This window comes from Niallia sp. CD-39 (genome assembly GCF_059874745.1).
The window spans coordinates 322821-338502 of record NZ_JCBCPS010000001.1 but is presented as its reverse complement, the minus strand read 5'-3'; the positions used below and the strand labels follow the sequence as shown (position 1 = coordinate 338502).

Annotated in this window: 17 protein-coding genes; 12 read left to right on the top strand and 5 right to left on the bottom strand. The window is 35.8% G+C overall.

All coding sequences use genetic code 11. From position 1 onward, the window contains the following. Position 1 precedes the first annotated feature (1 nt). On the bottom strand, positions 2–964 hold the full coding sequence (locus AC6F34_RS01715) for an SDR family oxidoreductase (protein ID WP_500768338.1): 963 nt from the start codon (positions 962–964) through the stop codon (positions 2–4). Positions 965–1417: 453 nt separating this feature from the next. Between AC6F34_RS01715 and AC6F34_RS01710 the strand changes: the two genes are divergently transcribed. Together AC6F34_RS01710 and AC6F34_RS01705 are read left to right on the top strand one after the other, a co-directional pair. Further along, positions 1418–2824: a phospholipase D-like domain-containing protein gene (locus tag AC6F34_RS01710; protein ID WP_500768336.1), complete on the top strand. Its 1407-nt coding sequence runs from the start codon at positions 1418–1420 to the stop codon at positions 2822–2824. Between the two features lie 66 nt (positions 2825–2890). Further along, a complete protein-coding gene (locus tag AC6F34_RS01705) occupies positions 2891–3520 on the top strand; it encodes a nitrite reductase (RefSeq protein WP_500768334.1) in 630 nt (209 codons plus the stop codon). A gap of 21 nt (positions 3521–3541) precedes the next feature. Here the strand turns inward: AC6F34_RS01705 and AC6F34_RS01700 are convergent, their stop codons facing one another. Beyond that, positions 3542–4789: an MFS transporter gene (locus AC6F34_RS01700; RefSeq protein WP_500768332.1), complete on the bottom strand. Its 1248-nt coding sequence runs from the start codon at positions 4787–4789 to the stop codon at positions 3542–3544. A gap of 60 nt (positions 4790–4849) precedes the next feature. Further along, on the bottom strand, positions 4850–5458 hold the full coding sequence (locus AC6F34_RS01695) for a TetR/AcrR family transcriptional regulator (RefSeq protein WP_500768330.1): 609 nt from the start codon (positions 5456–5458) through the stop codon (positions 4850–4852). A gap of 211 nt (positions 5459–5669) precedes the next feature. On the opposite strand from AC6F34_RS01695, the gene AC6F34_RS01690 reads away from it, so the two are divergent. Beyond that, entirely contained in the window at positions 5670–5822 is a 153-nt protein-coding gene (locus AC6F34_RS01690) for a hypothetical protein (protein WP_500768328.1), read from the top strand. Between the two features lie 23 nt (positions 5823–5845). On the opposite strand, the gene AC6F34_RS01685 is transcribed toward AC6F34_RS01690, so the two are convergent. Beyond that, positions 5846–6397, bottom strand: a complete 552-nt coding sequence (locus AC6F34_RS01685) for an RNA polymerase sigma factor (RefSeq protein ID WP_500768326.1) — start codon at positions 6395–6397, stop codon at positions 5846–5848. A 54-nt stretch (positions 6398–6451) separates the two neighbouring features. After that, positions 6452–6805 carry a hypothetical protein gene (locus AC6F34_RS01680; RefSeq protein ID WP_500768324.1) on the bottom strand — a complete coding sequence of 118 codons (354 nt, stop codon included), beginning with the start codon at positions 6803–6805 and terminating at the stop codon, positions 6452–6454. A gap of 255 nt (positions 6806–7060) precedes the next feature. Here AC6F34_RS01680 and AC6F34_RS01675 point away from each other — a divergent pair, with 255 nt between their 5' ends. The 9 genes from AC6F34_RS01675 (at position 7061) to AC6F34_RS01635 (ending at position 15506) form a co-directional block, all read left to right on the top strand. Further along, the gene (locus tag AC6F34_RS01675; protein WP_500768322.1) at positions 7061–7645 is read left to right on the top strand and encodes a hypothetical protein; all 585 of its coding nucleotides are present in this window, start codon (positions 7061–7063) and stop codon (positions 7643–7645) included. Between the two features lie 210 nt (positions 7646–7855). Beyond that, on the top strand, positions 7856–8761 hold the full coding sequence (locus AC6F34_RS01670; protein ID WP_500768320.1) for a hypothetical protein: 906 nt from the start codon (positions 7856–7858) through the stop codon (positions 8759–8761). A 201-nt stretch (positions 8762–8962) separates the two neighbouring features. Further along, positions 8963–9949, top strand: coding sequence for a LacI family DNA-binding transcriptional regulator (locus AC6F34_RS01665; RefSeq protein ID WP_500768318.1), 987 nt, complete (start codon positions 8963–8965; stop codon positions 9947–9949). Further along, complete coding sequence (gene rbsK / locus AC6F34_RS01660) at positions 9946–10830, top strand: ribokinase (protein ID WP_500768316.1); 885 nt, start codon at positions 9946–9948, stop codon at positions 10828–10830. The genes AC6F34_RS01665 and rbsK overlap by 4 nt, the downstream gene beginning before the upstream one ends. Before the next feature lie 14 nt (positions 10831–10844). Further along, positions 10845–11234, top strand: coding sequence for a D-ribose pyranase (gene rbsD, locus AC6F34_RS01655; protein WP_500768314.1), 390 nt, complete (start codon positions 10845–10847; stop codon positions 11232–11234). Further along, complete coding sequence (locus AC6F34_RS01650) at positions 11234–12730, top strand: sugar ABC transporter ATP-binding protein (RefSeq protein WP_500768312.1); 1497 nt, start codon at positions 11234–11236, stop codon at positions 12728–12730. Before rbsD ends, AC6F34_RS01650 begins: the two co-directional genes overlap by 1 nt. After that, a complete protein-coding gene (locus AC6F34_RS01645) occupies positions 12730–13674 on the top strand; it encodes an ABC transporter permease subunit (RefSeq protein WP_500768310.1) in 945 nt (314 codons plus the stop codon). The genes AC6F34_RS01650 and AC6F34_RS01645 overlap by 1 nt, the downstream gene beginning before the upstream one ends. A gap of 39 nt (positions 13675–13713) precedes the next feature. After that, positions 13714–14649 (top strand): ribose ABC transporter substrate-binding protein RbsB, encoded by a 936-nt coding sequence (gene rbsB, locus AC6F34_RS01640; RefSeq protein ID WP_500768308.1) that lies wholly within the window; start codon positions 13714–13716, stop codon positions 14647–14649. Between the two features lie 383 nt (positions 14650–15032). Then, positions 15033–15506, top strand: a complete 474-nt coding sequence (locus AC6F34_RS01635; protein WP_500768306.1) for a hypothetical protein — start codon at positions 15033–15035, stop codon at positions 15504–15506. The last annotated feature ends 176 nt before the right edge of the window (positions 15507–15682 follow it).

Here is a 15682-nt window from a genome sequence, read left to right as displayed (position 1 = left end):
CTTAAGAGCTTGTAGATTCTCCGCCATCAACATGGAGTACTTGGCCAGTAACAAACCTCGAATCATCAGACGCTAAATACACATAGGTAGGAGCTAATTCAAATGGTTGGGCAGCTCGTTGCATTGGGTTGTAAGCTCCAAAAACAGCATTCTCATCTGCGCTAAAGCTTGCTGGAATTAATGGAGTCCATGTTCTACCAGGTGCCACTGCATTTACACGAATGCCATCCTTAGCAACACTATTTGCTAAAGCTCGGGTGAAGCCTACAATAGCCCCTTTTGTTGCTGTGTAGTCAATCAGTTGTTTTTCTCCTACATACGTAACGACAGAAGCTGTAGCGATAATGCTGCTTCCGGGTTTTAAATGGGGGATCGCAGCTTTCGTCGTGTAGAAATGAGAGTAAATATTAACTTTAAATGTCTCATCGAACTGATCATCTGATATGTCAGTAAGATGTTGTTGCGGGAATTGAATCCCAACATTGTTGCATAATATGTCAAGTCTTCCAAACTGTTGCAGTGTCTTATCTACAATATCTATGCATACTTTTTTTATACGAACATCTCCAGGAAGCAATAAGCATTGTTGACCTAATTCTTCAATCCGTTCCTTTGTTCTATTGGCATCTTCATGCTCGTCGAGGTAAGATATTGCGCAGTTTGCGCCTTCCTTTGCAAAAGCAATTGCAGTAGCAGCACCAATTCCACTGTCTCCCCCAGTGATTAATGCAACTTTTCCTTTGAGTTTGTCACTCCCTTTATAATGAGGATTTTCAATGATTGGAAGCGGTACCATTAACCGCTCTAAACCGGGCTGTCGCAACTGCCTTTGCTCTGGCACATTTATGGGGATTTCTTCATATTGGGTGACTTTCCCATAGTTTGGATAGAGGGGATAGGGTGATTTTTTCATTTGGTCATTGAACCATTTTTGCAACTTTTTAATTTCTTCACTTTGACTCATCTAGTAGCCTCCCATGTTGTCTATATAACATACATATGAGTTCATGCTTGTCAAAAAGAAGGAATAAAAGATATTCTTCGACTTTAACCTAGACTGTTCACAAATAGTTACGTTGAAGAAATCTAATTTCCAATTGTTTTCCCTTCAGGTGCATGCTTTTTTTGATTACAGATCTTCGAGAATATATATGCAACCTCGTCATTTTTTTTGGAGAGATTTATAAATGAGAGCTTAATCTAAATAAGAGTTGTCGATCGCTAAAATAGTTGTCGGATTCAACTCGAAGTTGGTGGAAAACCCCTAATAGCTGTCTGAATCCACTCTATGTTATCGAACGAACAATCAATTAAAATGAACCTAATACATTTAGAGCAATAATAGTTCCAGTCTATGTGAATACTAATATTCTTAAGAAATGAGAATTTGAAATTGGTTTTAAAGAGGGGAATCATCATGTTTAAAAAAGCTATGCGTTTATTGTTTCTTATAGCTTCTATCTATGTTGTTTATGCGCTTGCTTCAGGTGTTTTTATTTTCTATTGGCATACACCTAATGATGTTCATGACTGGAAGCCTCACGATCTTAGTAATGCTAAGGAGACATCAGAACGTGTTTCACTTGTTCAAGATCGTGAAGAGTCTGGGATTGCGAGGCTACAAATGATTCAAATGGCAGAAGAAACAATTGAATTTTCCACGTATGCGATTCATTCTGGCAAATATGCGGATATGTTTTTTGGTGCCATTTTTGATGCTGCGAACAGAGGTGTGAAAGTTAGAATTGTTATAGATGGCATGGTGAACATTATTAATTTTGATTTAAGGAAATACAATTATGCAATTTACGACCACCCAAATATTGAGATGAAATATTATGAGACATTTAAACCTTTATTGCCTTGGACTTGGAATAACCGCTTCCATGATAAGCTCTTAATAATTGATAGGAAAATGGCGTTAATTGGTGGCCGCAATATTGGGGACAAGTACTTTGGTCCTGTGGGTTCTGTCGGAGCTTCTAATGACCGCGATGTTGTAATTTTTGCTGAGGAGGGCAGTGGTTCTAGCTTAATTGATGACATGTCTCAATATTATCAATATGTTTGGGATCATAAATTTACAAGTGATTCTGTCAGAAAAACAAATGACCGAAAAAGGATCAAAGGAAGCGAACAAAAAGATAAGTCGATTGCAGCTTTAAATGAAATGCAAAGAAATCAACCTGAATTACTAAAAAAAGAATATAGCTGGCAAACAGTCTCTTATCCGATCGAACTAGGTTATTTTTTACATAATCCAATTGAACGATTGAATAAAAGTCCATCAATCTGGATGGAGCTTGTCTATTTAATGGAACAGGCTGAACAATCGATTTTCATGGAAAGCCCATATTTCATCCCGACTAAAAAAATGAAAGAATACTTTAAAGATGACGTTCGTGCAAACATCACGCTACTTACTAACTCACTTACTTCCACTCCAAATGTGATGGGGTTTTCTGGCTATTGGCAGCAAAGGCAAAACATCATTGACGAAGTCCACAATCTCTACGAATACAAACCTAAAGATGAATCATTGCATGGAAAAACATTCATTTTTGATGAGAGCATTACGATGATTGGCTCTTTTAATATCGATTCAAGAAGCACATTTTTAAATACAGAAACAGTTGTCGTGCTCAAAAGTGATTCGTTTGCCCAACATTTATCGAATGACTTGAAGAAGTCAATCTCACAAACAAGTCAAAAGGTTTCAGAAGATGGTATTGAATTTGAATATGATCGAACGTACAGTGGTTGGAAAAAACTTGCTGTTCAAATTTCTTCTGTTGTCATACGACCTTTTCATCATTTCTTATAGATAACACCCTTCACTCATGATAACATATACCACATAGGGGTATGTGTGAGAGGGGAAGTGTAGGTAATGGATAAAACTGTAAAACTTGCTGTAAACGGAGGCATTTCTTTTGGTGCTAAGTTAACGACTGAACAACTTTTAATCGTTGCGTCATGTCTTGAAGAGGGCCAAGATATAGAATTAACGACTTTTCAACAAATCTATATTGATGTACCAATTGATAAGTCAGATATTGTGAAGTCACAATTACTAGAAGCTGGCCTATCTGTTTACCCAGTCGGAAACTACGTAAAAAGCTTGCGAACTTGCAATTTCTGCAAAGGCGCAGACGTTGAAGGAATGCCAACAGCGATTGAATTGAACAAACGAATCGCAGGAAAAGAAGTTCCCTTTACTTTGAAGCCTGCTTATACTGGATGTCAAGCAGGCTGTGGGGAACCGTTAGTGAACGATCTTGGGGTCATTAAGGTAAATGATACGTATCAGCTGTTTCTCGGTGGTAAAGGAAAAGGCAAGGATGCAAAGGTCGGTAGGCTAGCTTTTGATGACTTAACAGCAGACCAATTATTTCATGTTGTTGATGAAATTATTGAGTTATATCAGAAACATGGAAAAAAACGAGAGATCTTTTCAAAATTTTTGTACCGATATGGAATTGATGCAATCAAAAATGAAATTCAATTTTTAACAAGCTAAGTAGGAAGTGATTTAAGCGTCTCACATTGCTGACGCTTGTTTCACTTCTTTTGGTTCACTAGTCATTAATTTATACATCAATAGAATACTAATTAATCCGAATGTTAAAAGAATAGCAGTCATGATGAGCGGGGATAGCCATGCACTTATGATCATAAGGATACCAGCGGAGCTTACACCTAATATAATTCCAACTTGGTATATAGATAGATACGTACTTCTTGCGTGTTCAGGAACAATGTTTGCAAGCATAGTTTGTTTAGCCGGGATGTACATGATTTCTCCCACAGAAGCGATGAGCATGGCAGCAAGAAGGATGAAGGGACTTGTGCTATAGCTAATTATCACATAACCAAGAACATAAAGAGATAGACCGACCATAAATATATTGGTTTCTCTTGCATTCTTTATCAAACGAATAAGAATGAATGTGAAGAATGTTACGATCAATGTATTTTCAACCTTTAGGATCCCAAGTAAATTAACGCCATCTATTAAAACAGACATGCTAGGTAGTATTGGAGTCGGATCAGAGAGTTCTTTTGCTAAACGAACGCCGATATAATTCGTCAATTGCTCTTCAATCGCAACAATGAACAAGCTAGCAATCGTAAAGCTGATAAAAACTCGATGGAGCAAGATGTTTTTATAAACTGATCTTTCGTCAATTGAAGGTGAACTTCTGTCTTTTTTTATAGGCTTATAAGTATCCTCAATGAAAAATATCGTGATGATAATAGATAATATTGTAAGCAGTCCTGATCCAGTTAGTAATACAAAAAGGTGGTTCATAAATAAAAATGCACCAATCAAACTTCCAATAGCAACCCCAATATTTCGTAGCCAATATGAGATTGTATAAATGGATTTTCTTTCTTCAGGCTTTGTGACGTCAATAATGAGAGCTTGGTAGACTGGTGTGAGTACACCACTACTGAATTGAATAAATAAAAAACCAATGAAGGTTAAGTAAGGTTGTGGTTGATCGATGTTTGCATATGCTGCAATAGAGAAACCTATCAAAGAAAGAACTTCACCACATAGGATGACTTTTTTCCTTCCGTATCGATCCCCACCAATGCCACCAACAATTGTTCCAATGACAAATGCAACCATCACTCCTAAAAAGAGCGTACCTGCATGAACGACCCCTAGCTGAGAAGAGAACAAAATCATGATGTAAGGAAGGATAGCCATTGATGTAATTGAGGATAAAAAACTAAAGAGTAAGCGAATCTTTATTGTTCTATGAAGTTGGAAAATGCTCATTCTATTAACCTCCTTTTTTAAGATTGATCAATCAATCGTTTGTGGATTTAAAAGATAATCCTATCCTTTTTTGATAGGACCAAAAAGTTGAATCGCTGCTTTTGCGTACGTATCCCAAATGTCATTTGGATAATAATCAGTAGTATTTAAACGCAATCCAATTAATAAACTTGTATATAATGTTGCGATTGTTAACGGATCTTGCTGTTTCGATAGTAAACCTTTTTGTTGTCCGTTTCGGATAAGTTCAGCTACGTTTTCACGTAATTCATCATGGAACCGATCAAGGCGAGCAAAAACAGTAGGGAACTTTCGGAATTGGTTGATGATCTGTGCGACAAGATTTAGATAATGATTCAACCCAGAGAAAACTTGAACATGCTGATAGACCATATTTTCAATTTCAATCATTGGTTGATCAGATTGTGGATTAAATTGAAACAACCGAGAAGCTAGATCATCTAATGGTTCAACTACAACCGTATAAAGCAATTCTTCTTTATCTTTAAAATATGTAAATACACTTCCAAAGCTTACATCTGCAGCTTGTGCTACCTTTTTAATTGTTGTACCCTCGTAGCCTTGTGTGGCGAAAAGAGCAGTAGCGGACTCGAGTATTTTCTGACGTTTTAACTTCATATTGGCAATCTGTTCTTCAGATAATGGCATAGATTGTACTCCTTTAACTACAAATGATTAATCAATCGTTTGTATGAATATTACCACTGATTGGAAATACAGTCAATGAATAGTTTGAAAGTTCTTTAAGATATGATATTCAATATCAAAGTCCAAAATATATAGTAATTTGAATTTAAACAGGAAAAAACAGCTTAATTGTTGAAATATGAAACAACTAAGCAGCTATGGAGGTAATTGTATGAAAAAGAATGTTCTCATTATTAGACTCGTGTTTGTTGGAATATACTTTATAGCTGGAATTCTATCGGTGACGAGTGGTATGGGATTACCTCCTGTTATTCTTGCAGCCATTGGCCTTATTGGTCTGGGGTTTATGGCCTTTATCGAGTAAACCAAAACAATTCTTTCTTTGTATTATTTTCGTTTATTTTGATCACTAGAATTCTTCATTAATTTTTGCAATTGCTCCCGACCTCTCGATAACCTAGTTTTGCATGTGTTTTGGTTTAGGTTTAGAATATCAGCGATTTCTTGTATGGAGAACTCATTATAATAGTATAGAATTATGACTATTTTATAGTTTAAGGATAATTTTTGGATGCTTTTCCAAATTTCATCATTGTTCTCTTCATTTATTAAAACATCTTCTGGTGATGCGATCGTATCTTTAATTGTATCGATCAGGTGAATTGAATATTTTAAGATTTTTTTCTTTTTTAAATAATTGACTGTTCTGTTAACGGTTATTCTATAAATCCATGTATAGAGGTTGCTGTCGCCTTTAAATGTCGATATCCCTTTGTAAATTGCAAAAAAGACTTCCTGAGCAAGATCATCAGTATCATTCAGATCATTAGTCATCGAAAATATGACACTTTTAACGCTCTTCCCATAATTTTTTATTATATATGTTGCTTTCTCTTCATCGCTTAAAGAATGAAGCTCTAGTAGTTCATTATTTCTCATGATGATCAACCCCATAATTCAGAGAGTATTCATTAACTACAACCTCATTATTCCTTATGCGTTTTTAGCTGGTTCAACATGAACAATATCTCCACTAAAAATAGTTAGAATGTCGTTTTCAGAGATACCGAGGTGCATCTTTTCCACAAGCTCTTCTTTATCAAATGAAGCATTATGAGTGAGATTTAATGATGAAAAATTTACATATAAGAGGAATATCAGTATTGCAATTACACTTGTAACAGTGAAAATAGCTGGGAGTACGCCAGTCCTTTTTTTATTCCCTTTTTCTTTATACGTAGATATGATGCTAACCAATGTCTCCCGTTGTTCTATTTCTGAAAAAGTGATGTGCTTGTTAATATTCCTTTGGAAAGAATTTTGAATTTGTTTCTCATCTTCTGTCATGTAAAACCCTCCTTTACTATTTAGACAAAAGAAAAAGCGAATGGTTTCGAATTTTTTTTAAAACTAAACCTTTTTATTATCACAATCAATTAGGGGAGACAACTTATGTGAATGGTCGATTCGTGATGAATCTGAAGAGACAAAGAAAAGAGGCTTTATATGTATATCGGTAATGTTATCATACTAAAAGAATATGTAATTAGAGAGTAAAAATCTAACTAACAAAGTAGCTATATAAATTTGGAGGTCAACTATGTGTTTAATTTAATCATCTCAAATCGTGTATCTGGTTATAATAGCGAGTATTTTTATTTTGACAAGGGTATTGAAGTTATTGAAGTTTATCCAAGTGATAATGATGAAAACCACTATGAAGTTGTAAAGGGTTCATTAATACAATTCCTTACTAGTGTCAATATACTGCCGATTAACATATTTATTAAAACCGGAAAATATTTTGAGGAATTTCTAAGGGAAGAAAAATATGATTATGAAGTAAAAAAAGTAGTTAATCGTGCACCGTTTTATGAATGTTTATATAGGATTAAGATTACTAAAATAGAAGTACTACAATTATTTATAGAAGAAACATTTCATGAAGCATCTGGAAATAGTTTTTACTATATTAGTCCAGAGGGTAATCTTGAATTTTCAAGAAATAAACAAGGCGAATCTCTTGCAAATATTGAGTTTAAAAGATATTCATTCGGAATATGGATAGGCTATGACGGTATGTATTGGGAGTTAATTTCAAATATACTTAAATATCACTATAATTATATAAAAGAGAATAATAAGCTAACAGATGAAATTTTTTATTCAGTGGAAGGTCACCTATAAAATGCTTAACTTTTATTTACTAAAATAAGACAAGTATGAGAATAAACAAAGAACATTCTGTTTTTGTAAATTTCATTATCTCTTTCAAGTTTTTAATTCGTTGCTTCTGTATAGTCTAATCGTCTCACTTTTACAAAATGTATTCTTCTCTTGAAACTTTACGAACGATTACACGTAATTAAAGAATGAATGATGTAGTGGAGGAACAGCATGTGGAATAAAGTGAAGAAGTTTATCGGTTACAGTATGATGTTGTTTGGTATTATTTTTGGTATTACAGCAATGATCATGTTTGATATGGAGCGACCTCTATTAAGCTTATATCTATATATTGCTTTTTGTTATGTTCCGTTTATGATTGGGTATTTTTTGAACGAGAATGATAAGAAGTCTTATTTTGAATCAGTGTGGAAAAACACGAGAGTTTTTATTATTATTACGATCGTGATCCCGTTATTTATTAAGTATTTTGATTACGTGAGGTTTTCAAGGGTTGAACGTTTATCAAAGCCGACTGATCTTTATATAGACGCCTTATCCATTCCAATAGGTTTAATCGTGATCATGGTAGTTGCAGCATTTGCTCTTTTATATGTTTTTGGGATAATTTTTTATCGTCTAGGTAAAGTAAAATGGCCGTACTACGCAGTTGCCTTTGGCACACTTTTAGTTCTTTATTGGATTCCATCGCTGTATACGGATGATTATAAAGCCATTCGTGAGGAAGAGTTGTACGTATCTCATAATGGAAGCGAGTTTGTCGTTCCTTGGCCTGAGGTAGAAAGAGTGACCGTAAGTGGAGATATGGAAAGAAATATTGGGAGAACAAATGCGATTAGTAGCTATAAATGGTATTTTTATTTTGTATTAAATAATGGAGAAATTCTTACTTTTGGACCATTTCAATATAGTAAGTTTGGGTTGCAAGACAGTAAAGTAATTAAAGAAAAAGTCATGAAAGAAAAAATCGGACTGTCCTTACCCGCTTTAACGGAGCGGCAATGGGAGTCCATTCATACAGATACAGAATTTGAGGATGATGCAGATCTAAATGACTTCTTCGAGTTATTTCAATATGATCCGCATACAGGTGAATATTACAATATACCAAATTAGTAGAGTGGGAAAATCCCACTCTATTATTATTTTGAAATAGTATAACCTTTTTATAATTAATGATGAATATATAGGGAAATTATATTGACAAACATAACATATTAATGTTAAAACATATGTAACCGGTTACAGTGACCGGTATATCATATAGGAAATGTGTAACCGGTTACACATTCATATAGAATGTTGAGGTTCGTCTAAATGGTAACGATTAGGGATGTAGCAAAACATGCTGGTGTATCAGTTGCAACTGTATCACGCGTGTTAAATAGCCAAGGGTATGTTCACGAAAAAACAAAGGAAAAAGTTGATGCTGCAATCAAAGAATTGCAATATCGACCTAATAATGTAGCTCGAAGCCTTTTTAAGAAAAAATCGAAAATGATTGGCTACATTGTTCCAGATATCACCAACCCGTTCTTTCCGCAGTTGGTACGAGCAGTAGAGGATGTAACGATCAAAGCTGAATATACAACATTCCTTTGTAACAGTGACGACAATATCAAAAAGGAATTAATGTATTTAGAGAAGATGGTGGAAAATCATGTAGATGGCGTGATTATCGTTTCTAATAATATTCAAATTCATCACTTGGAGAGCTTTAACCTACCTATCGTTGCATTAGACCGTGTTTTTCATGAAAGCATACCATCTGTCACTGTCGATCATTATGATGGTTCACGTAAGGCAGTTCAGTATTTAATTGATATAGGTTGTAAGAATATTGCCCATATAGCTGGGCCAAGTGGAATTGTTAACGCTATTGAACGTCAAAAAGCGTATGAGGATCTATTGATAGAAACAGGATATAAACGATTTATTTGCTCCGGAAACTATCATATAAAAGAAGCTGAAAATGCAATGAAAGAATTATTCGTAAAGCATCCGGAAATTGATGGAGTTTTTGCTGGGAACGATGTCATGGCTGTCGGTGCATTGAAAGCGGCTAAGAGCTTAAATATAAATGTTCCAGAAAAGCTCAAAATCATCGGATTTGATGGAATTGAATGGACAAAAAACCTATCACCTGAAATTTCAACGATGGAGCAACCAATCTATGAAATGGGAAAAAGAGCGGCATTAATGTTGTTTGATCTCATACAAGGTGAAGAATTATGCGAAAAACATGTTGTTTTTGAAACTGAATTGCAAGAAAGAGAAACAACAAGAGAAGGAGAATTTAAGTGATTACAATCATTGGTAGTATCAATATGGACCTTGTAACTGTAACGAATAAGCTTCCAATCTTAGGAGAAACAGTGATGGGTGAATCATTCTTTACAGTACCCGGAGGGAAAGGCGCGAATCAAGCTGTTGCTGCTGCAAGGCTTGGCGGCAATATCATGATACTAGGTCGTGTTGGCAATGATTTATTCGGAGAACAGTATATAAGTCATTTGAAAAGTGAAGGAATAGCAACTGAGTTTATCAAGAAAGTAGCTGGCACAAGCACCGGAACAGCGAGCATTACGGTTCATAATAATGACAACCATATCGTCGTTGTTCCTGGAGCAAATGCACATGTCACACCAGAGCTAGTAGAGGCACATCGCAAAGAAATTCAAAAGAGCAAATGGTTGTTATTACAACTCGAAATACCGTTTGAATCTGTTGAAAAAGCTCTTGAAATTGCTTTTGAAGAAAATGTAAAGGTCATTTTAAATCCTGCCCCATTCCAATCGATTCCTAAGCATTGGCTTTCTAAGGTGACATATTTAACACCGAACGAATACGAAGCAGAAGAATTGCTGTCAGAATATAAAGACGATAAGCAAACTTTAACGATGTTAAAGCAAAAGCTGATCATTACTAGAGGGAGCGAGGGCGTTGAATATTTTCAAGGAGAAAATAGAGTTATCCTCCCTGCTATAAAAGTACAAGCTGTTGATACGACGGGAGCTGGCGATACGTTTAATGGTGCGCTTGCAGTTGGTTTGTCAGAAGGGAAAGCACTTCATGATGCCATCTCATTTGCCATTCTCGCCTCAGGTCTATCAGTCACAAAGCTTGGTGCTCAATCTGGAATGCCAAATAGAGAAGAACTTCCATCTGTAGACAATACGAAATAGTGAGGTGTTCCATTATGAAAAAACATGGACTATTAAATAGTGAAATATCAAAAGTCATTTGTGATCTAGGACATACCGATACAGTTGTAATTGCGGACTGTGGTCTTCCCATTCCTAATGGAGTAAAGAAAATTGACCTAGCTTTAAAGCTTGGAACTCCTTCATTTTTAGATGTTTTACATGAGGTTGCCAAAGAATTAGAAATTGAAAGAATCACGATTGCAAAAGAAGTTGCAGAGCAGAATGACACGATTCATGAAGCATTGACTTCAAAATTTAAGCAATGTGATTATGTAAGTCATGAAGCGCTTAAAGCTGCAACAAAGCATGCAAAAGCGATTATACGAACAGGTGAAGCAACTCCATATGCCAATGTGATCTTACATGCGGGAGTGATTTTTTAATGACAAATGCAATTGTTGAAATGAAGAATATTCATAAAACCTTCTTTAATGTTCAAGTGTTAAAAGGTGTGGATTTTGACTTGAACCGAGGTGAAATTCACGCATTGATGGGTGAAAATGGCGCAGGTAAATCTACGCTCGTAAAAATTTTAACAGGAATTCATAAGGCGAATGAAGGCGAAGTTTATTATAAATCAAACAAAGTTGCTTTCTCTTCGCCGAAGGAAGCAGAGACTGCTGGCATCGCTGTAATTCATCAAGAATTAAACATTATTCCATATTTAACGGTGGCAGAAAATATGTTTCTCGGTAAAGAACTCAAAATCTCTCCTTTTGGAATCTTAAAGACAAAAGAAATGAATGATAATACGAGAGAGTACTTGAAGAAATTAGGCATCGATATTGATCCGTTAAAGCCAGCAGGTGAATTATCCGTCGGCCAGCAGCAAATGATCGAAATTGCTCGAGCAATTGCAGCGAACACTGAGGTTTTAATCATGGACGAGCCCACTGCGGCCTTAACCGATCGTGAAATTGAAACACTATTCTCTGTAATGGATCAGCTTCGAAAAGAAGGCGTTGCTATTATCTATATTTCTCACAGAATGGAAGAAATCTTCCGAATGTGTGATCGAATTACGGTTTTAAGAGATGGTCAATCCATTGGCACTAAACGTACACCAGAAACAAGCTTTGAAGAAATTGTGAAAATGATGGTTGGCCGTGAACTTGGAGAACGTTTTCCTAATCGAACAGCTACAATTGGTGAACCGTATTTCAAAGTGGAAGGCTTAAGTGCAGAGGGGATTTTCGAAGATGTTTCTTTTCATGTGAACAAAGGTGAGATTGTCGGTGTTGCAGGGTTAATGGGCGCAGGAAGAACTGAAATCATGGAAGCAATCTTTGGAGCAAGAAAAAAAAGTGCAGGTACGATTACTCTAGATGGTCAAAAACTAACGATCAGAAAACCTTATGACGCAATAGCAGCAGGCATCGGATTCATAACGGAGGACAGAAAAGACGAAGGGCTAGTTCTTGGGTTATCAGTTAGTGAAAATTTAGCAATTCCAAACATGAAATCACTTTCTAAAACCGGTGTGATGTCTGAGAAAAAAGAGAAGGCATTCACACAAAGCATGATTGAAAAGCTTCATATTAAAACATCTGGTCATACGCAGGAAGTTAAATCTTTAAGCGGCGGCAATCAGCAAAAAGTAGTAATTGGCAAGTGGTTAGGAATTGATCCGAAACTCTTAATACTTGATGAGCCAACTCGTGGAGTGGATGTTGGGGCAAAAAAAGAAATTTATACAATTATGAATGAACATACTGAAAAAGGAAATTCAATCATCATGGTTTCTTCTGAACTGCCTGAGGTTTTAGGAATGTCAGACAGAATCATTGTCATACACGAAGGGAAAATTGCTGCAATCTTAGACAAGGCGGATGCCGACCAAGAAAAAATTATGGAAGCAGCAACTGGAGGTGCAAAATAATGAATAGGCTTTCAAAAGGATTAAGTACGATCCAAAAGCTCGGACCTGTACTAGGGTTATTATTACTAATCGTTGTTTTATCAATTATGAGTCCAAACTTCTCAACAATGGATAACTTGTTTAATGTACTACGTCAAGTATCCATTAATGCCTTAATCGCATTTGGTATGACGTTTGTTATTTTAACAGGTGGGATTGATTTATCTGTCGGTTCAATCCTTGCCTTATCTTCTGCTTTAACAGCAGGGATGCTTACAAGTGGTATTGACCCAATCCTTGCAGTGCTTATTGGATTACTAGCAGGTGCAGCTATGGGTCTATTCAATGGATTTATCATTTCAAAAGGAAAGGTCGCTCCGTTTATTGCTACCCTTGCAACGATGACGATCTTCCGTGGCTTAACACTTGTTTATACGGAAGGTAGACCGATTACTGGTTTATCAGATTCTACTGCTTTTCAAATGATTGGAAAAGGATATTTTTTAGGAATTCCATTTCCTGTAGTTACATTAATGGCTACTTATATAATCCTTTATTTTATCTTAAAGAAAACGACATTCGGTCGTGGCGTGTATGCGATTGGCGGAAATGAAGAAGCCTCACGTTTATCAGGTCTAAAAGTTGATCGTCTAAAAATGGGTGTTTATGGAATTTCCGGGTTATTCGCAGCGCTGGCTGGTATCACATTAATGTCTAGATTAGATTCTGCACAACCAACTGCAGGAACAAGTTATGAACTAGATGCGATTGCCGCTGTTGTTTTAGGTGGAACAAGCCTATCGGGTGGAAGAGGATGGATTTTCGGTACATTAATAGGTGCACTAATCATAGGAGTGTTAAATAACGGCTTAAACTTATTGAATGTTTCTTCTTTCTATCAACAAGTGGTTAAAGGTGGCGTCATCCTTTTGGCTGTATTATTAGACCGAAAAAAAGCTGCCTAATATAAATGATATCTTATAATACACAAGGAGGAATACGTAATGAAAAAATGGTTTAAAGCATTTGCATTACTAATCGTGTTAACGTTAGTAACAGCTTGTTCACTAGATCAAGGTGGCGGTAATGACAGTAATACTAATAACAACAATGATGACGGAGATGGTGCAAAGAAAATTGGCTTATCAATCTCTACTCTAAACAATCCATTCTTCGTTACACTTCGTGATGGTGCTGAAGCAAAGGCGAAGGAGTTGGGATTAGAAATCACTACTGTTGATGCACAAAACGATCCTGCTAAACAGGTAAGTGATATTGAAGATTTAATTCAACAAGGTGTAGATCTTTTATTGGTTAATCCTGCAGATTCCGATGCGATTGCATCAGCAATTAGTTCAGCAAACAAAGCAAATATCCCAGTTATTACAGTTGACCGTAGTGCAGAGGGTGGCGAAGTTGTTGCACATATCGCTTCTGATAACGCTGCTGGTGGGAAAATGGCTGGGGAGTTTATCATTGAACAGCTTGGCGAAACGGCTAAAGTCGTTGAATTAGAAGGAATTCCAGGTTCTTCTGCAGCTCGTGAAAGAGGAAATGGATTTAATGAAGCAATTGCTGAAGCAGATGGATATGAAGTTGCTGTAAAACAAACAGCTAATTTTGACCGTGCTGAAGGTTTATCTGTAATGGAGAATATCATCCAAAGTACACGTGATTTCCAAGCGGTATTTGCACATAATGATGAAATGGCACTTGGTGCACTACAAGCATTAGAGTCTGCTGGTTTAAGCGATGTCATTGTTGTTGGATTTGATGCTACTGATGACGCAGTTAAGTCTGTTGAAGATCAAAAATTAGCTGCAACTGTAGCTCAAAAGCCAGACTTAATGGGTCAACAAGCAGTTGAAGCGGCATTAAAAGTGCTTGAAGGGATCAGCATAGAAGAATTTATCCCAGTTGAACTTGAGTTAATTAAATAATTGATTTAAAAGCAAGCAAGTTAGGTTTCCTAGCTTACTTGCTTTTTTTGTATATCAGTATTAAGAAGTTTGTTGTTATCCATACTTTCCCAATTCTTTTATCAAAGTTCATGTATAATAAGGAGAGAATAATTGAAATAAAGGAGAGTAATATGTTCAAGAAAAAACAGCAGCTTACAATTGTAGAAATTATGATAGGTGGACAACCGCTATCTTTTAAATTGTCACATGAAGAGTCAATGGACTTCCTTAGAGAATTAGAAAGGGTAGAGTATGATTTTAAGCGATTGACCCCCATCAAGCTTTTCGATAATGATGGTAATCTAAGGTCAGTAGTAAACCCGAGTAGCATCCAAAGAATTTGGATTCATTGAGGTGAGAAAATGGATCATTATCTAAAATTTGAAAGAGTATTTGCTCGCAAATTAGCAGTTTCATTTTCAACGATTTTATCAATGTCGATCATTACATCAATCGTCTTCACCTTTATAGATGGTACACTTGATGGAGAGTTACTGTTTACATGGTTTATATTATCTCTCATATATTGTGGTGGGATTGTGCTTCTATATGGAAATCTTGCTTCAATCATTGTCTCATATTTGAATCGCAAGTTATTTGCAAGCAATAAATTGGTGTATATTCTCGCTTTGGTTATACTTGGCGGCGTATTGCCATTCTTTATGTTTGATCGCTCAGTCCCTTTTGCCTTGTTAGGGTGTACAGCATCGCTCATATACGCACTGCTGGATCTTCATATGAAGAAACTGCAGAAAATAGAAAAAAAGCTTAGTCTATTCATTATAATTCCGGGGATTATCTTTATCATTGCCCTTATTCTAATAAATGTTTTATAAATGATTCGTTGTCAATCTATTTATTTGAATAGAGAGAAAAATAGTACGTGTCAAATGGGGCTTGCTACTTTATAATTATTTCGAAATAACTAGATTCAAAAGGTATTTGAAAACTGAATAGGGAGCTGATGATAGGTGATTCAAGGTTTAGAAGCGAAAGAGCAATCAATTTTTCA